19 protein-coding genes are annotated in these 17,987 nt (G+C 36.8%); 11 read left to right on the plus strand and 8 right to left on the minus strand.

Going from position 1 to position 17,987, the window contains the following annotated elements:
- The first annotated feature begins 95 nt into the window (after positions 1–95).
- Positions 96–1,055 carry a peptide-methionine (R)-S-oxide reductase MsrB gene (gene msrB, locus MOC86_RS01795; RefSeq protein WP_268582483.1) on the plus strand — a complete coding sequence of 320 codons (960 nt, stop codon included), beginning with the start codon at positions 96–98 and terminating at the stop codon, positions 1,053–1,055.
- Positions 1,056–1,072: 17 nt separating this feature from the next.
- Here the strand turns inward: msrB and MOC86_RS01800 are convergent, their stop codons facing one another.
- From MOC86_RS01800 to MOC86_RS01810, 3 genes are read right to left on the minus strand one after another with little or no spacing between them, the layout of a single operon-like run.
- Entirely contained in the window at positions 1,073–2,182 is a 1,110-nt protein-coding gene (locus MOC86_RS01800; protein WP_268582484.1) for a GerAB/ArcD/ProY family transporter, read from the minus strand.
- A 19-nt stretch (positions 2,183–2,201) separates the two neighbouring features.
- On the minus strand, positions 2,202–3,284 hold the full coding sequence (locus tag MOC86_RS01805; RefSeq protein ID WP_268582485.1) for a Ger(x)C family spore germination protein: 1,083 nt from the start codon (positions 3,282–3,284) through the stop codon (positions 2,202–2,204).
- A gap of 5 nt (positions 3,285–3,289) precedes the next feature.
- Positions 3,290–4,798, minus strand: coding sequence for a spore germination protein (locus MOC86_RS01810; protein WP_268582486.1), 1,509 nt, complete (start codon positions 4,796–4,798; stop codon positions 3,290–3,292).
- A gap of 216 nt (positions 4,799–5,014) precedes the next feature.
- Here MOC86_RS01810 and MOC86_RS01815 point away from each other — a divergent pair, with 216 nt between their 5' ends.
- The 4 genes from MOC86_RS01815 to MOC86_RS01830 all read left to right on the plus strand — a co-directional run bounded on the left by MOC86_RS01815 (position 5,015) and on the right by MOC86_RS01830 (position 8,822).
- Positions 5,015–5,653, plus strand: coding sequence for a DedA family protein (locus MOC86_RS01815; protein WP_113754401.1), 639 nt, complete (start codon positions 5,015–5,017; stop codon positions 5,651–5,653).
- A 279-nt stretch (positions 5,654–5,932) separates the two neighbouring features.
- A complete protein-coding gene (locus MOC86_RS01820; protein WP_268582487.1) occupies positions 5,933–6,739 on the plus strand; it encodes a TerC family protein in 807 nt (268 codons plus the stop codon).
- 218 nt (positions 6,740–6,957) lie between these two features.
- Positions 6,958–7,689, plus strand: coding sequence for an RNA polymerase sigma factor SigI (gene sigI, locus MOC86_RS01825; protein ID WP_268582488.1), 732 nt, complete (start codon positions 6,958–6,960; stop codon positions 7,687–7,689).
- On the plus strand, positions 7,686–8,822 hold the full coding sequence (locus MOC86_RS01830) for an anti-sigma factor domain-containing protein (protein WP_268582489.1): 1,137 nt from the start codon (positions 7,686–7,688) through the stop codon (positions 8,820–8,822). Before sigI ends, MOC86_RS01830 begins: the two co-directional genes overlap by 4 nt.
- A gap of 47 nt (positions 8,823–8,869) precedes the next feature.
- Here MOC86_RS01830 and MOC86_RS01835 read toward each other — a convergent pair whose 3' ends face one another.
- The 3 genes from MOC86_RS01835 to phaQ form a co-directional block, all read right to left on the minus strand.
- Positions 8,870–9,055 (minus strand): alpha/beta-type small acid-soluble spore protein, encoded by a 186-nt coding sequence (locus tag MOC86_RS01835; protein ID WP_019392882.1) that lies wholly within the window; start codon positions 9,053–9,055, stop codon positions 8,870–8,872.
- Between the two features lie 106 nt (positions 9,056–9,161).
- Positions 9,162–9,674 (minus strand): polyhydroxyalkanoic acid inclusion protein PhaP, encoded by a 513-nt coding sequence (gene phaP, locus MOC86_RS01840; RefSeq protein ID WP_268582490.1) that lies wholly within the window; start codon positions 9,672–9,674, stop codon positions 9,162–9,164.
- 139 nt (positions 9,675–9,813) lie between these two features.
- Complete coding sequence (gene phaQ / locus MOC86_RS01845) at positions 9,814–10,230, minus strand: poly-beta-hydroxybutyrate-responsive repressor (RefSeq protein WP_268582491.1); 417 nt, start codon at positions 10,228–10,230, stop codon at positions 9,814–9,816.
- Positions 10,231–10,527: 297 nt separating this feature from the next.
- Between phaQ and phaR the strand changes: the two genes are divergently transcribed.
- The 3 genes from phaR (at position 10,528) to phaC (ending at position 13,231) form a co-directional block, all read left to right on the plus strand.
- The gene (gene phaR, locus MOC86_RS01850; RefSeq protein WP_268582492.1) at positions 10,528–11,244 is read left to right on the plus strand and encodes a polyhydroxyalkanoic acid synthase subunit PhaR; all 717 of its coding nucleotides are present in this window, start codon (positions 10,528–10,530) and stop codon (positions 11,242–11,244) included.
- A gap of 68 nt (positions 11,245–11,312) precedes the next feature.
- Positions 11,313–12,056 (plus strand): acetoacetyl-CoA reductase, encoded by a 744-nt coding sequence (gene phbB, locus MOC86_RS01855; RefSeq protein ID WP_268582493.1) that lies wholly within the window; start codon positions 11,313–11,315, stop codon positions 12,054–12,056.
- Between the two features lie 113 nt (positions 12,057–12,169).
- The gene (gene phaC, locus MOC86_RS01860; protein WP_268582856.1) at positions 12,170–13,231 is read left to right on the plus strand and encodes a class III poly(R)-hydroxyalkanoic acid synthase subunit PhaC; all 1,062 of its coding nucleotides are present in this window, start codon (positions 12,170–12,172) and stop codon (positions 13,229–13,231) included.
- Between the two features lie 17 nt (positions 13,232–13,248).
- Here phaC and MOC86_RS01865 read toward each other — a convergent pair whose 3' ends face one another.
- Together MOC86_RS01865 and glcD are read right to left on the minus strand one after the other, a co-directional pair.
- A complete protein-coding gene (locus MOC86_RS01865; protein ID WP_268582494.1) occupies positions 13,249–14,586 on the minus strand; it encodes a (Fe-S)-binding protein in 1,338 nt (445 codons plus the stop codon).
- A complete protein-coding gene (gene glcD, locus MOC86_RS01870) occupies positions 14,583–15,995 on the minus strand; it encodes a glycolate oxidase subunit GlcD (RefSeq protein WP_268582495.1) in 1,413 nt (470 codons plus the stop codon). Before glcD ends, MOC86_RS01865 begins: the two co-directional genes overlap by 4 nt.
- 187 nt (positions 15,996–16,182) lie before the next feature.
- Between glcD and MOC86_RS01875 the strand changes: the two genes are divergently transcribed.
- From MOC86_RS01875 to MOC86_RS01885, 3 genes are all read left to right on the plus strand, one after another.
- Positions 16,183–17,544 (plus strand): TrkH family potassium uptake protein, encoded by a 1,362-nt coding sequence (locus tag MOC86_RS01875; RefSeq protein WP_268582496.1) that lies wholly within the window; start codon positions 16,183–16,185, stop codon positions 17,542–17,544.
- 114 nt (positions 17,545–17,658) lie between these two features.
- On the plus strand, positions 17,659–17,835 hold the full coding sequence (locus MOC86_RS01880; protein WP_019392891.1) for a hypothetical protein: 177 nt from the start codon (positions 17,659–17,661) through the stop codon (positions 17,833–17,835).
- The gene (locus MOC86_RS01885) at positions 17,828–17,974 is read left to right on the plus strand and encodes a hypothetical protein (RefSeq protein ID WP_019392892.1); all 147 of its coding nucleotides are present in this window, start codon (positions 17,828–17,830) and stop codon (positions 17,972–17,974) included. The genes MOC86_RS01880 and MOC86_RS01885 overlap by 8 nt, the downstream gene beginning before the upstream one ends.
- Positions 17,975–17,987 lie beyond the last annotated feature (13 nt).

Genomic DNA, 17,987 nt, shown 5'->3' on the forward strand with positions numbered 1-17,987 from the left:
AAAAAGAGAGCGCATGCTGAAAATAGCATATTGTTTTGAAAGTGAACAAGGAGACGATATAATAAAAAAACAAAGCTTACAAAGGAGCTGGAATTATGACAAGTCACAATCATATTGCTACATTTGCAGGTGGCTGCTTCTGGTGTATGGTTAAACCATTCGACGAACAGCCAGGCATTGAAAAAGTCATTTCAGGATATACGGGCGGCCATAAAGAAAATCCAACATATGAAGAAGTATGTTCAGATACAACAGGACATGTTGAAGCTGTTCAAATTACTTTTAATCCAGAGATTTTTCCATATGAAAAACTTGTAGAATTATTTTGGCAACAAATTGACCCAACAGACGAAGGCGGACAGTTTGCTGATCGAGGAGAATCATATAAAACAGCTATTTTCTATCATAGTGAAGAGCAACGTCAAATTGCTGAAAAGTCAAAAGAGAACCTAGCAAAAAGCGGTCGATTCTCGAAACCTATCGTTACGCCTATAATAGAAGCTAAGCCGTTTTATCCAGCTGAAGAATATCATCAAGATTATCATAAAAAACATCCAATTCGCTACAAAATGTATCGAAAAGGTTCTGGACGTGAAGGTTTTTTAAAAGAAGCTTGGAGCAATAAAGAACAGCAAGAAGAGCTTCGCAATCGCCTTACCCCAATGCAATATGAAGTAACTCAAAACAATGGGACTGAGCCTCCTTTCCGTAATGAATATTGGGACAACAAAGAAGAGGGAATTTACGTTAACATCGTATCAGGTGAGCCTCTTTTTAGTTCACAGGATCAATACGATGCAGGATGTGGATGGCCTTCTTTTACAAAACCAATTGATAAAAGTGTTGTTGAAGAGGAAACCGACACATCGCACGGCATGATTCGTACGGAGGTACGTAGCAAAGGCGGAAATGCTCACTTAGGACACGTGTTTGATGATGGTCCTTCTTCACATGGTGGTTTACGTTATTGTATCAACTCAGCAGCGCTTCGTTTTATTCCAAAATCAGAACTTGAAAAAGAAGGATATGGGGAATACCAAAAGTTATTTTCATAAAAAAGCCAAAGGAAGCGTTATGCTTCCTTTGGCTTTTTTTTCATTCCTTGCCATTTTCGCTTAAGCATTGTTAAAATGCTGAGCAGTGGAATGTATAAAATAAAGAGGAAAAGACCGATGAAACTTGAATACTTCCCGAGTGAATTAATTTCATAACGTGTATCAAAAAAAAGAGCTCCAGCAAAAAGACAGGCAAAAAAGAAAGGTAGAAATCGAGATGGACGCAGAGAGAAGCTTCTCTTACATAGTCGTGCACAGCACCAGGTTGAAATAGAAATTCCAGGGATGATGACAAGAAACCAAAGGGAAATCACGATATATTCAAAACGTTGAATAAATGGAATTTCAATAATTTTAGCCATCGACAGCGTAGGATAAATAGTGTGCTGAATTTCTTCTTTATTAAAATAAACAAGTGAAACAAGAAGAATAATGAAATAAGTGAAAAACGTCAGAGCATTTGCTCCATGAGCAAACTTTTGAGATTTATGGGCTTTCTTTATAAAAGGATAAAAAATAAGTAATGGTTCAAATCCACTAAACTCAAACATAAAGACTTTTGAAGCCATCAATATATCTTGAACAGAATGATCCCAAACAGGAAGTAAATTTCGGTAATTTGCAAACTGAAGAGGGAAAATGAGCATCACCCATAAAAAAGATGGCAGAATGACGCTGAAAAAAGCAACACCTGCTACAATTCGAAATCCAGAAGTAAGAATGTAGTAGGTAATAGCAATGATAACAAGAGAAAGAACCCAAGTTGGGAGAAGGGGAAACATCCATAACTGCAATACTTCTATATAAGTTCGAAAGATAGCTAAACAAATCAAAAAAATATAGATCAAAAAAGCAAAATCTAATAGTTTGCTTATCCATTTTCCAAATAAAAACTGATGAACAGCAATTATGTCAGGCTGCTCTTCAGAAAGCATTTTGTAGCAAAACCAAATTACAATATGAATTGCAAAGGAAGCTAGGAAGAGGGGAATCCATGAATCTTGCTCTGCATATTTGGCCACCAATCGTTGAAAAGCTAAAATGCCAACTCCAATTTGAAAGCCGTGAATAAGAAAGAAAACTAGAAAAGGGGAAACTTGAAATTTTTCATCCACAATCTTAGACATAGTGCATTGCCTCCTTTCTTTATTCACCAATTCCTGTTTGAGTAAGCTTTACATCGATATTTACTTTAATATCCATGTCTGGATAACGATTGTGAAACTCCTTCCAATCGAAGTGACGTGTTTTGCTTCTTGCAAAATCCTCAAATCCAATTGGATCAACTTGCAGTTTTTGCATGTCTTGAACAATTCTATTTCCATTTTTGGTGAGTTCATCTTTAATTTGATTTTCAATATCGTACACTTGTTTTCTTTCTTTTGCATTTACCCAAGCAGGATATTCTTTTAGGAGTCCGTTAATGTGTACATCAACTTTAATTGAGTTGTTCTTTTTTGAATATGTCATAGACTGTCTGGCATATAAATTGCGAAGAACAACCGCTCCTTTTTTTCCTTCTGCTTTAATAAACGTATGATAAAGACCATTTTTAGAGCCGCTGCGAATGAGTTTAAATAAAAACGTTTCTTTCATATTTAACGTTGTGACAAGCCTTTCTTTATCAAAAATGGCTAGCCCTTTCAATTTGATTTCGTCTTTTTCGCCCCCTAAATAAGGAAGAAAAACATCTCGCCCTTTTCCATAGTAATTTGAGAAAAAAACATGAAGGTTTGTATATGGCAAGTTTTCTGTATGGATGTTTTGTTCAATTAAATCTGTAATGTAAAGCGATTCCTTTACATCTTTTTTTGTTACGGCTTGTAACATTGTTTCTGCTTTTCCATCCACGACAGCTACATGAACGCGCCGACCGAGAGAGGGACTTCTTGAGAAACTATGAATGATTTCTTCTATATTATGTTTAGCATAAGCTTTTCCAAATAAAAGAATACGCGTTTGGCCTTCCACCATTCGAAGTGCTGATTTTTCATTAATTTTTTGTAAAATATTATACGTATTATCAGTTGTAACACTAATTGTACTCGGTTCCTCTGTTGTGCTTTCTCGGAAAAGAGGAAAAAGAGCAGTCCCACGAATCTTTCCGTCCTTTGTATAATCTAGTCCTATTCCTTGAACAACTAAAACATCATCAATAACAAAGGAAGAGCAACTTGATAAAAAGGGGATAGAAAACATCAAAAGAACGAGTAGGGATCTTTTCTTCATCTTGTTCATTCCTTGTCTATATCTTTTGTTTTATTTCCTCTTTTCGGATTATATCTCCATTTGGAAAGAGGTCTTAAATAAGCTGGTCTTGCAATTGAGAAGTTGTACGGTGGGCGAAATAGAAATCCCCACATATCTTTTGAACGGAACGGATATAGTGGAGCGAGATATGGACTTGTGAGCGACTGAAGGCGCATTAAGTGAACGAGTAAAAAGACAATTCCGATCACAATTCCTAATCCACCTAAAAAAGCGGCTAAAATAATGAAAGGGAAACGCAACAGACGAATTGTATTAGACATGCGTGAAGTAGGTGTTGTGAAAGAAGCGAGAGCTGCTAAGGCGACGATAATTAACAATACACTACTTGTTAACGATGCTTCAACAGACGCTTGCCCAATCACAATACCTCCAACAATACCAAGCGTTTGGCCGATTTTAGTAGGTAACCGTGCTCCTGCTTCACGAAGGAGCTCAATGGTAATTTCTAAAAAGAGCACTTCGAGTACAGGTGGAAATGGAACGTTTGCTCTTGAATAAACAAGAGGGCCAAGCAGGTCTTTTGGAATCATTTCGTAGTGAAACGTTAATACAGCAACATACATAGCACTAGCAAAAATGGAAAAAGCTACAGCAAAAAAACGGGTCACTCTTAGAAAAGAGCCGATCATCCAAGGTAAATAATAGTCTTCAGGTGAAATGAAAAAATCAAATAGAGATGAAGGACCTGTAATTGCATAAGGTGAACCACTTGTGAAAATAACAATCTGGCCATTTATGAGCGTCTGGATGGCACGATCAATCCGTTCTGTTCCAAGGAAAAGTGGAAAAGGGGTGTTTTGGTTATCTGAAAGAAGCTGATCAAGAAGAGAGCCATCAAACACAACATCAAAATCAATATTATTGATTCGCTCTGTTGCATTTTCAATATGCTTTTCATTTGTAATGCCTTCTACATAAACAATGACAATACGTGATTTGGATAAATTACCAAGAGAAACTTCTTTAAATGATAGCCTTTCTGTTACGAAAGTCTTCCGTAACATATATAGATTCATATCAAGATCTTCTACAAATCCAAGCTTTGGGCCTGTTACACTAAATTCATTTTCAGTATCGTTTTCAGTTCGAAAGCCGCCTTCAATATTCAGAACTTTAATAAGTGCACATTCTTTTTGTTCTGTATGTATTTGAAAAGCAATATAGCCTTCAAGTAACTTATCCATTACTTTTTTTCCATCTGATGTAATAGTGACATCTTCATATGGGATATATGTCTTTAAATCTTCGAGTGTTGTGATATCATCGCGAGCGCGTTTTACACTACAAATAAACTGCTCTTGTAAATCTTGAGCATCAATGAGAGATTTATAATAAGACAAAACAAATATGTTTTCATCCTCTCCAATTGAAACAGGTAAAAAATCACTTGATGAATGGAGAATATCGAATGCTTGTGGAACAGAAAGTCTTGTTTCTTCTTTTTTGGATGAGCCTCTAAGCCATGAAAACATATAAAATCCCCCGTTGCATTTATCATTGGCTATATTCTTTGTTGCTTTTTTCTTCCTTATACAAAATATAGAGAAAAGAATAAAAAAGTTGTCAATATTTGAAGAGAAAAGCGAAACTTTCTTTCATCCCGTTCGTTTTATAGCTTGTATATTAAGAAACTTTTCTTTATGATAAATATTGGATTTTAAATAAAATAGGTGGTGAATGTTTCCTTCATGGAGCAGATGATTTTAGATTTTATTGAGTATTTTAAAAGTCTTTCCTACTTCGGAATTATGCTTGCTTTGACATTTGAATTCGTACCAGCAGAGCTTGTTTTACCTTTAGCAGGAACATGGGTACAAGATGGAGATATGAATTTATGGTTAACCGTTTTGGCTGGAACAATTGGAGGAGTAACAGGTCCACTTACTCTATATGCTGTAGGTCGATACGGAGGCCGCCCTTTTCTGCAAAGGTTTGGCAGGTTCTTTTTTATTAAAGACAAACAGATTAATGCAGCGGATGCTTTTTTTCAAAAGCATGGAGCAATTGTTGCCTTTACAGGACGATTTCTTCCGGGAATTCGAACATTGATTTCCATTCCTTGTGGGATGGCAAAAATGAACGTTTGGGTGTTTAGCGTTTATACCTTCTTAGCGATGCTTCCTACAACATTCTTTTATGTATATATTGGCTATAAGTTTGGAGATCAAGGTAAAGAGATTGCTTCCAAACTTCTTGATGAATATAAGTGGGAAGTTATTCTTGGCGTGGTTGTTCTTATTGTTATTTATGCTCTTATCAAAAAGAAGCGAAAGAAAGCTTATGAAAAATACAATGTAAAAGACTTCACGTCTAAAAAAACAGAATAAATAAAAAAGCCTATATTTTTTGTTGACATGTAAGTCATATCCATTTAGAATAAAATTATAATAAAATATAAATTCCTTCCACGTAAAGGGGAGTAGCGTCAGGGAAACCTGAAATATAGTCGTCATTACATGAACATTGTGTTCATCGGCTGTATTGGCATATATATGCTTAGCAAGACCTTTGCCATATTTGGCAAAGGTCTTTTTTATGTGTTTTAAACCTTTACGTAGGGAATAGCAACTATAGATAGAAAGGCAAAAAAGAGAGGAGCAAAAGGATTGGATACATCACTATTACTTGAGTATGGCTGGGTGTTACTTGTCTTAATTGTTTTAGAAGGAGTATTGGCAGCAGATAATGCACTTGTGCTTGCTATTATGGTTAAGCACTTGCCTGATGATCAACGTAAAAAAGCATTGTTTTATGGATTAGCGGGGGCCTTTGTTTTCCGTCTTGGTTCATTATTCATTATTTCTTTCCTTGTTGATGTTTGGCAAGTTCAAGCAATTGGAGCGATTTACTTATTGTTTATTGCATTTAACCATTTGTTTAAGAAATTTGTTAAGAAGAAAAGCGATGAACATGAAGAACCAGATGAGGAAATGCTTAATAAGAAGCGAGCAAAATCTGGTTTCTGGGTTACAGTCTTAAAAGTTGAACTTGCAGACATTGCGTTTGCTGTTGATTCGATCTTAGCTGCAGTAGCTTTAGCGGTAACGTTACCTCCAACAACTTTCCCTGAAATTGGAGGCCTTGACGGAGGTCAATTTGCTATCATCTTCCTTGGAGGATTAATTGGTTTAATTATTATGCGTTTTGCTGCAAATGCATTTGTTAAGCTTCTGAAAACACGTCCAGGTCTTGAGACAGCTGCCTTTCTAATCGTAGGCTGGGTTGGTGTGAAACTTGCTGTTTACACATTGGCACATCCAGAGTTAGGGATCATTAATGAACACTTCCCTGAATCAAAACTATGGAAAATTTCATTCTGGATTGTGTTAGTTTTAATTGGTCTTGGTGGATGGTTCTTATCTAAAAAAGAGCCTTCACATGAAAAGGATCAGAAAAAAGAAGCAACATACTAACTTCATTTAAGGAAGTTATTTATACAAGATAGTGAAAGAGAGCAATGAATGTGCTAAGTAAAAAAGCATGTGTCATTACTCTCTTTTTTTATGTGAGATTGTGGAAAAAGCACATCTTTTTGCGTATAGTCACCTTTTAAGTGTTAATGTATAATAAACAATTACTTGGAATATACCCTGAAATAGGACATTAGTCGCGAATACTTTATGAAAAGAAGGTGAGATCAATGCTGAGCATTCTATTTGGAGTGAAACGGAAACACACGGTAGAAGAGCTTGTTATGCAGGCTCAGAGTGGTGATGATATTGTGCAGAACGAGCTTTTAGAACAGTATAAGCCGTTTATTGCAAAAACGGTGTCAAGCGTGTGCAAGCGCTACATATATGAAACAGACGATGAATTTAGTATTGGTCTCATTGCTTTTCACGAAGCTATCGAAAAATATACCGGTGTAAAAGGAAGTTCTTTCTTAAGTTTCTGCGAATTAGTGATAAAAAGACGTGTTATTGACTATATACGCAAAGAAGTTCGTTCACGTCAGCTGCAGGACCCATCAATTGATGATAGTACACAATATGATGCAGATTTGTCGATAAACTACTATTCACAAAAGCTTGAGCAAGAAATGAGAAAGGAAGAAATCATTCACTACAATGAGCAGTTAAAGCTTTTTAGTCTCTCATTGGAGGAAATTGTGAATGAAACACCAAAGCATAAACAGGCGAGAAAAAATGCAATGGAAGTTGCGGAGTGGATTGTTCGTCACCCTGATGTACTAGAAGCGCTCTTTTTGAAAAAAAGGCTTCAAATTGGGAAAATCGAAAAAGGTGTTCATGTTAGCCGGAAAACCATTGAGCGCAACCGAAAATATATTATTGCAATGACGATAGTTTTAGCAGGAGAGTACGTGTATTTAAAAGACTATATAAAAGGGGTGCTCACATCTTGAAAAAAGGTATTGTGATGGATATAAACCGTGAGTATATTGTTGTACTAACCCCTGATGGTGAATTTGCAAAAGCGAAGCGAGAGAAAGCGACGTATGAGCTTGGTGAAGAAGTTCCCGTTAAGCTTTATTCATCAAGAAAATGGCAAAATCAGCAAAGGCAGCGTTCAAAGTGGAGAAGGATGGCTTTTACAAGCTTAGTAATTGCAGCCGCTCTTTTATTATTTTTCATTCCCTTTGGTCAAAACAAACAAGAAGTGTTCGCTTATGTATCAATCGATATTAATCCAAGCATTGAAATAGGGGTTAATCCGTCATACGAAGTAATTTCACTAACAGGATATAATAAAGAAGGAAAAGAGATTATTGCAAAGTTAAAGAGGAAATGGAAATATGAGTCATTTAAAAAGGTAGCAAATCGAATTTTAGAGAAAAGCGAAGAAGAGGGCTATCTTCATAAAAATAAGGAAATTATTGTCACAACTTCTTATAGAGATGAAGCTAGTAAAGAAAAGGAAGACTTTTCAAAAGTTGTCAAAGACTCAACAAAGACATGGCGGGAGTCAGAATATAAATTTGTTCAAAAAGATTGTTCCTTTAAGAAGCGAAATGAAGCTCAAAAGAAAGGACTCTCAGCAGGCAAATATATAGAAGAAAAAGATCCGGAAAAAGACCCAAAAGATCAACAACTTGAAGATGACGATCAGGTGTCAACTGAAGAAACGGAAGAAGATGAAAAAACCGAAAAAGAAGAAAGTAAAGAAGAAGAGACTGATGTAGAAGAAGAACCTACATCTTCAGAAGAGAATGTAGAGAAAGATGAACAAGAAACAAAGCCAGAAGAAACAGAGCAAGATTCTAAACAAGAAACAGACGAGGATGAAGAAGAAACAGAAACAGACGAGGATAATGCTCAACCAACAAAGCCAAATGAAAATCAAAGTGAAGCAAATAATGAAGAGGAACCAGAAGTTCCACATTCAACACCTGAGGATGAGAACCAAAAACCAGCTGTACCTTCTCAGCAGCAAGGAAAAGATGACCAAACTGTACCGCCTCATGCTGGATCAAAAGCGCCTCTACCTCATACTGAAAACGAGCAGAGCAATCAAGATGAAGAAACAGAAGAAGAATAGCGCAAATGAAAGGCACAAGCAATCGCTTGTGCCTTTTGCCATTTATATTATTTTAGGTTGTTTTGCTGTGCTTGTGCAATAAGGCGTTTTGTAATTTCGCCACCAACAGAGCCGTTAGCACGAGCTGCTGTATCAGATCCTAGCGTTACACCAAACTCTTGAGCAATTTCATATTTATATTGATCAAGAAAGCTTTCAACACCAGGTACAAGTAATTTATTTCGACGAGCCATCTCGTTCACTCCTTTTATACATTTACAGCTCTCAGGCTGTATCTATAGTATAGGAGTTACAATGCGAAAAATACCTGTTATCGCTTTCCAAGCAAGGAATAAATACTTATTTCGCTAATGTATAAGGCTCAATTGATTGAAGGAATGTTTTTTGGTATGACTTAAGTTGATCCATATAATTTTCAGATGCTGATTGCATCTCAATACGAAGCTTATGATGCTCGTTCACAAATTGTTGAACAGATGCTTCATATTGTTCTTGAGCTTGTTTAATGAAATTATAACCAGCTTTTTGTTGTTCAGAAGAAAGCTGCTTCATTTTTACCATTGCTTCATTTACACGTTGCATCCATTGGTCATAAGACTGAGCAACACTTTCTCCTGCTGTTTTGCGGATGTTTTCAACTGTTTGAGCTTGAACTTCCTGAAGTTCTTGTTGCCATTGCTCATCTGTTTGTTCAACTTGTTCCATTGCTTTTTCAACAAATTGTTTTTGACCAGAAAGAGCCTTAAGCGTCCATTCTTCGAAGTTTTTGCTACCTTCTAGAAGGGTGTTAAATCCTTTAGACCATTGATCCCACATCATATCGATTACTGCATCATACTTAACGTTTGCCATTGCGTATTTCCTCCTTTGGATAATGAAAAAGTAAGCGGAGCGTGAAGGTGCAATAATCTAAAAAGAACAGTCATAGTTGTCTATCTCACGATCCATTGTATCTAGAAACACAGCCTTAGGCCTGTGAATCTTCTTTCGATTACTTTTCTTCTTCTTTTTCTACTTTTTTTGAAGCATTGAAAGGGAAAAACATGTTTGCGTAAAGATCGAAAAATGAATTTAACATGCTTTGGTATTGCTCAAGAGACTTAGCCCAGATTGTTAAATACTGTTCCCCAGCTTCAGTTATAGAATAAATGCGTCTTGCTGGTCCGTCTGAAGAAGTATCCCATTCAGACTTTACGAGTTCGTCTTTTTCCAATTGACGAAGAGTACGATAAACGTTCCCTTGATCAATTGATGTAAATCCAAAGTTCATAAGCTGTTGAATAAGCTTATAGCCATGTAGATTCCATTCCCGCAAACTCAGTAGTAAAAACGGAATCATTAAATTTTTTGGCGCTCCACCTAACGATTTGTCAGCCTCTTTTTTTGGTTTTGTTTCTTTCGATGACATCGTACCCCCCCAATCTAAAATAATAAGCTGGTATGAGTAGATGGAATGTATTTCTATGTCTATAAGTGTAATTTACACCTACATGATGTTAGTGTCAATAAAAAAATTCTGAAGTTTAACAATTAATTGAAGAGTTTCGACAATATTCTCCAAAGAACGTCAAAATATATCAAAAATTTAGAATTGTTTATTGTTAAAAAGGATTCTATAATGAATATATACCCTTTCCACATATTTTAGATTGTTCAATTTTTCTCAAGGAAAGGTCATCATCGAGAAAAGAAGGGAGTGGAGAAAATGGATCAGCAAAAATTATTCGACCCGTTTTTAGCATGGAAGGATATGTATGACAAGACTGAATCGTACTGGGGAAAGGTTTTAGGAGAAAACATGAAGAAGGATGAATTCTCTGACTGGATGGGAAAAGTATTAAACTTAAATCTTCAGTACCAGCAAGCTGTTAATGAAGTAACAACAAAATGCTTGGAACATATTAATATTCCTTCGAAAGAAGACATTGCAAATGTAGCAACTCTTGTTGTAAATGTGGAAGAAAAGGTGGATTTTCTTGAAGAGCGCTTTGATAACCTCGAAGATGAGCAAAGCAATGCGCCAAACTTCAAACGAGAATTTACGAAAATCAAATCTGATGTGAAAGCATTAGATAAGAAGCTTGACCAAGTAGTTCAACTCCTACAAGCGCAACAGCAATTACAGGAAACGTTGCCACAAACGTTGCGGGAGGAACTTTCTTCTCAAAACGAAAAGATTAAAAAGCTTGACCAAGTAATGGAACTTCTACAAGCGCAACAGCAACTACAGGAAGCGTTGCCAGAAACATTACGAGAGGAACTTTCTTCTCAAAACGAACAAATTCAGTCTGTTATTAAAGATAATGTGAAGCCATCTGCAGGAGCAGAAACGGCTGCATCTTCTGAAAAGGGAGAAGCAAAAAACCAAAGACAGGCTGGGAACTCACCAAAGCAACAACAGCAATCTTCATCAAAGAAATAAAGATAAGTATAAAAACGTCAAGATAAAGAGAAAAAAACAACTAGTTTAAAACAAAGGGGAGAATGATGTTGACTTCATTACAGGGAAAAGTAGCAGTCGTAACAGGTGGATCTAAAGGAATCGGAGCAGCTATTTCAAAGGAATTGGCGAAAAACGGAGTGAAGGTTGTTGTCAACTATAACAGCAACAAAGAAAGTGCAGAAGAGATTGTAAAGCAAATTGAAGCAGAAGGTGGAGCAGCGGTTGCTATTGGAGCAGATGTTTCTTATAGTGAACAAGCTAAACGCCTTATTGAAGAAACAAAAGAAGCATTTGGACAGCTTGATATTTTAATAAACAATGCGGGCATTACACGCGATAGAACGTTTAAGAAACTTGGGGAAGAGGATTGGAAAAAAGTTATTGATGTGAACTTAAATAGCGTCTATAACACTACTTCCGCAGCACTTACATACCTTTTAGAATCAGAAGGTGGGCGAGTAATTAACATTTCTTCCATCATTGGACAAGCGGGAGGATTTGGCCAAACAAACTACGCTGCTGCGAAAGCTGGTTTGTTAGGGTTTACAAAATCTCTAGCTTTAGAGCTTGCACGCACAGGCGTAACAGTAAACTCAATTTGTCCAGGATTCATTGAGACAGAAATGGTAATGGCTATGCCTGAAAATGTACGTGAACAAGTTATTTCAAAAATCCCTGCGCGTCGTCTCGGTCATGCAGAAGAAATTGCTCGTGGCGTTTTATACTTATGCCAAGATGGAGCTTATATTACAGGTCAAGAGCTAAGCATTAACGGCGGTTTATATATGTAATTGACCATCAAGACGTTGTCTGCAACATGATAGCGTCTTTCCGTTAGGTTATATAAAAAAATGAAAAGGAGTGAGTACGTGTGTCAATTGGAACTAGACCATATGCAGAGCAGATGGAAAAATTGTTAGCTACGATGCCAAAGGAGTATAAACATTCTGCTCGACGCTTTAAACGGGCAGTGGAAATTTTAACAACAGAACCCGAGCCTGAAGTAGGGTTAACTCCTAAGGAGACCATTTGGAAAAAGAATAAAGCAAAGCTTTATAGATATGTGCCAAAACAAGAAACTACTCACCGTACACCTATCTTAATGGTATACGCTCTTATCAATAAACCGTATATTCTTGATTTGACAAAGGGGAACAGTCTTGTAGAATATCTTCTTGATCGCGGATTTGACGTGTATCTATTAGATTGGGGCACTCCTGGGCTTGAAGACCAAGATATGAAGCTTGATGATTATATTTTAGACTACATTCCAAGAGCAGTGAAAAAAGTGTTGCGTACGTCAGGAGCTAGTGATTTGTCCATCTTAGGATATTGTATGGGTGGAACAATGACATCTATCTTCGCTTCTCTACATGATGATTTACCAATTAAGAACCTCATTTTTATGACTAGTCCTTTTGATTTCTCAGAAACAGGACTATATGGTGTGTTCTTAGATGAACGCTACTTTAACCTTGATAAAGTAGTTGATACACTTGGCAATATTCCTCCTGATATGATTGATTTTGGGAATAAGATGCTTAAACCAATTACGAACTTCTATGGTCCATACGTTACGCTTATGGATCGATCAGAAAATCAGCGTTTTGTTGAAAGCTGGAAATTGATGCAGAAGTGGGTAGGAGATGGTATTCCATTCCCAGGTGAAGCTTATCGTCAGTGGATTCGCGATTTTTATCAACAAAACAAGCTAATCAAAGGGGAACTCACTGTAAGAGGTCGAAAAGTAGACTTGTCTAAAATTAAAGCAAACGTTTTAAATATTGCGGCAGACCGAGATCATATTGCAATGCCGCAACAAGTAGAATCATTAATGAATGTTATTTCCAGCAAGGACAAAGAATTTAAGCTTCTAAATACAGGACATGTTTCTGTTGTATTTGGACCAAAAGCTGTAAAGGAAACATATCCTTGCATTGGAGATTGGTTAGTGAAACGTTCGTAACACAAAAAGCATGCTCTTTACAGAGCATGCTTTTTATATTCCAAAGCTTCTTTTAATAAATCGACTAAGTGAACAGCTCTTATTTTATCACTAAGTCCTTCTCTTTCAATACCAAGCTTCATTTGGAGTAGACAACCAGGATTTGTTGTTACAACAGTTTGACAATGTGTTTTTTGTACAGAGCTCATTTTGCGGTCTAAAATTTGCATGGACATTTCTGATTCTAAAATATTATAGATGCCAGCAGAGCCACAGCAGCTTTCTGCGTTCTCCATTTCGATATAAGAAACGTTAGTGAGAGAGCGTAATAGCTTTCTTGGTTCCTCATGTGTGTTCATCACATTGCGTAAGTGACAAGAATCTTGATACGTAATAATTTGAGATGGGAGGGCAAGCTCTTTTTTATGGAAGTCCAGCTCTACTAAGAGGGAAGAGATATCTTTTAGTTTATGAACGAAAGATTGAGCTCGCTTTTTCCATTCTTCTTCATCTTGAAGGAGATGAGCATAATCAATAAGAAAACCTCCACACCCTCCAGCATTTGTAATAATATAGTCTACATTCTCTTTTTCAAAAGCCTCGATGTTTCTTTTAGCAAGTTGTTTAGCACCGTCTTTTTCCCCACTGTGCCCGTGAAGAGCCCCACAGCACACTTGAGTGGAGGGGATTATTACTTCACACCCAGCGAGCTGCAGAAGTTCAGCTGTTGCTTGATTAGTTTTTAAAAACATAGTATCCATTAAGCAACCTGAAAAAAAGGCTACACGCTTTTTAGCATATCCAACAGCATGCAAATGACGAGGTCTTTTCATTATTTCTTTTCGTGTTGGAACTTCAGGCAATACTTTTTCCATTGTTCTTAGCTGCTCGGGAAGAAGGTTAATTAATTGGGTTTTTCGGGCCAGCTTTTGCAGGCCTGACTTTTGGTACATATGAAGAAGCCCAGTTGCTTGGCTTATCCTCTCTTGGTGTGGGAAAAGTTCATTGAAGACAAATTTTCGGACTGTTTTTTCTTTGAAAGATTTTTTCTTTGTTTGGTTTATAATGTACCGTGCATCTTCTAGAAGGTGACCATATTTTACTCCAGAAGGACACACAGGTTCGCAAGCTCTGCAGCCAAGGCATAGATCTAATGAGCGCTGGACATCTTGATCAGGTTCTATCATTCCATCTGAGACAGCTTTTATTAAAGCAATACGACCACGTGGTGAGTGTGTTTCTTTATAACCTGATTCAATATATGTTGGACATGAAGGAAGACAAAATCCGCAGCGCATACAGTTAAGAAGTTCATCATTATCCATCTCTCTCGCAAAGCGCTCCATCATTTCAGTCATCTGTAATGTTTTATTCATGAGGAAATAACCACCCGTTTTTTTGTGTCTTTGGCAAACAGCTTACCAGGATTTAAAATGTTTTGAGGATCAAAGCTTTTCTTCAAATTTTGCATCGCCTTTATTCCTTCTTCTCCAAGTTTCCATTCTAAATAGGGAGCCTTCATTTCACCTACTCCGTGTTCTCCTGTAATTGTTCCACCAAGTTCAAGAGCGCGTGCGAAAATGTCTTCAAAAGCTTGTTCAACACGGTGCATTTCTTCTTTGTTTCGTTCATCAGTAAGGCAAGTAGGGTGAAGATTGCCATCACCTGCATGACCAAATGTGCAAATTGTAATATTATATTTTTGAGCAATTTCTTTAATCGAAAGTACCATTTTCGCTACTTGTGAGCGTGGAACTGTTGCATCTTCTAGAATAGTTGTTGGCTTAAGACGCGCTAAAGCGCTGAGAGCAGAACGACGGGCTGTTCTTAAAGCTTCTGCATGCTCTTCTGAAGATGCCACGTCAACAGAAATAGCGCCGTGAGCTTGACATAGAGAAGCAATGCTATCCATTTCTTTTTCTACAATATGTAGGGGGCCATCTTGTTCAATGAGCAGAACAGCTTCCACATTTGTAGGAAGACCAATATGAGCAAAATCTTCCACAACTTGAAGGGTTGGCTGATCTAGAAATTCAAGCGTTGTAGGAATGATTTTATGGGCAATAATACTTGAAACAGAGCGTGCAGCACTTTCTAAATCATTATAAAGAGCAAGCGCAGTCTTTTTACTTTGAGGTTTTGGGATGAGCTTTAATGTGGCTTCTGTAACAATGCCAAGCGTTCCTTCAGATCCAACAAAAAGGCGGGTTAAATCGTATCCAGCAACGTCTTTTGCAAGCTTACCACCAGTTTTGATGATATCTCCGTTAGCAAGCACAACTTCGAGACCTAACACATAGTCTCGTGTAACACCATACTTTAAGCCGCGAAGACCTCCGGAATTTTCGCTAATGTTGCCACCGAGTGTAGAAATTTTCATAGAGCTCGGATCTGGCGGATAGAAAAGCCCTCTTTTTTCTACTTCTGTAATAAAATTTAAGGTAATAACACCTGGTTGAACAGTGGCCGTTAAATTATCTTCATCAATTTCTAAAATTTTGTTCATCTTATGAAAGAGAAGAACAATGCCTCCTTGAGTTGGACAGGTGCCCCCACAAAGGTTAGTTCCTGAGCCCCTTGGTACGATTGGAATGTTATAGGAAGAACAAGTTTCTACAATTTTTTTGACGTCTTCTGTACATGATGGGACTAGGACAGCATCTGGAAGAGCTTGAAAACTAGGAGTAGCATCATATGAATAGGCAAGAAGGTCTGCTTTTGAATCGTAATAACTTTCTTGGCCAACAATAGAGATAAATCGTTGTCTAGCTTCCGGTGAAATCATATGTTTTTTCCCTCCATTTACAATCCATAAGAAATTGAATTCTTATGGTAATAGATGTTAGCGAAATGATTACTTATGAAAGCGCATTACATTATAATTGTAACTTAAATTTATGTAAAAAGTCTTTTAATAAGAAAGAAAGTGTGGTAATAATGTTGCAGTGGGTTTGAAGAAAGAAGGTCAAAAAATGTTATTAAGAAAATATAATAAAACTGTACGGGAATTTTCACCTGCACAAATTATTGTGCTTTTTTACATAGTGGCAGTCACCATTTCTTTTTTGCTATTGAGTCTACCAATTGCTCATAAACAAGGAGTACATGTTGCAACAATTGATACTCTTTTTGTAGCGATCAGCGCCGTGAGTGTAACAGGACTTTCTCCCATCTCAACAGTTGATACGTTCGGCACAACAGGAATGTTTATATTGATGTTTGTATTTCAATTTGGTGGTCTTGGTGTCATGATGTTGAGCACGTTTATTTGGTTGATCGCAAGAAAGAAGATTGGACTGAAACAGCGCCAGCTTATTATGACTGATCAAAATCAATCGAATTTATCAGGATTAGTAAACTTAATGAGACAAATCTTATTTATCATTATTATTGTTGAGTTGATTGGTGCTCTTCTTTTAGGGATTCATTTCTATCTATATTATTATCACAGTCTTCCTGAAGCGCTGTTAAGAGGGCTTTTCTCGTCTGTTAGTGCGACAACAAATGCAGGCTTCGACATTACAGGGAACTCTCTCGTTCCATATGCAGATGATTACTATGTGCAAATGATTCATATCTTCCTTATTGCACTTGGAGCTATTGGTTTTCCTGTTTTAATTGAGATTAAACAATTTTTTTTAAACGTAAAATCAAAGCGAAAATTCCGCTTCTCGCTTTTTACAAAGCTTACGTCTTCTATGTTTCTTTTACTTCTTGTGATTGGTACGATTGTTATTCTTCTCCTTGAAGGAAATCATTTCTTAAAAGGAGAATCATGGCATAAAAGTTTTTTCTATGCTCTTTTTCAGTCATCTTCAACAAGAAGTGGTGGACTTGCTACAATGGACGTTTCAGAGTTCACAACTTCAACTCTTCTTGTTTTAAGTGCGCTCATGTTTATTGGGGCTTCTCCAAGTTCAGTAGGAGGAGGTATTCGAACAACAACATTTGCTCTTAATATCCTGTTTATATATAACTACGCACTTGGAAAAAAGCAAGTTCGTATCTTTAAAAGAGAGTTGCATGAAGAAGATATTATAAAATCACTTGTTGTAACAATTATAGGAGTTGGACTTTGCTCTATTTCAGTCATTATATTAAGCGTCCTTGAGCCGTTTCCGCTTGTAAATATTATGTTTGAAGTTTGTTCAGCTTTTGGGACAACAGGGCTTTCAACAGGGATTACAGGAGACTTGAGTAATATTGGCAAGATTATTATTATGATTTTAATGTTTATTGGTCGCGTTGGGATTTTACTTTGCTTGTTTATTTTAAGAGGAAAAGGTGCTCAACCTGATTTCCATTATCCGAAAGAACGAGTTATTATTGGATAAAAAAAGCCGAAAAAAGAGAGCTTCTTTTTTCGGCTTTTTTCTATTTATTTCATCTTATGATTTCCTCTTCACTGCTCCAAACTAAAAGTAGAATCTAAAAAAGAAGGTGAAAAAATGCCAAAGCGTAAAGTTTCTTTTGATGCAGCAAAGACGAACAATCAAACTCCAACTGAAAGTATGCCAGACACTGAATTCTCTGCAGAGTATAGTGGAGAAGACAGCCACAAAGCAGCAAATCGTAACTCTAAGAAAGGCCGAAAAGGTAAAAAAGGGAGTTTTCATGATGAATAAGAATGAAAAACGTTCAAGAGATGAAAAAGAAAGTGCTATGCATGAAGAATTTGGTCCTGAGCTTGGGGACTATAACTTTATGAAGCCTTATGAAGGAAGCATTGAACGAAAAGCAGAGTGCGAACGTAAGAAAAAGTAAAAGAAGCAGCGTG

Source organism: Priestia endophytica (assembly GCF_026790145.1).
Taxonomy (GTDB): domain Bacteria; phylum Bacillota; class Bacilli; order Bacillales; family Bacillaceae_H; genus Bacillus_I; species Bacillus_I endophytica_A.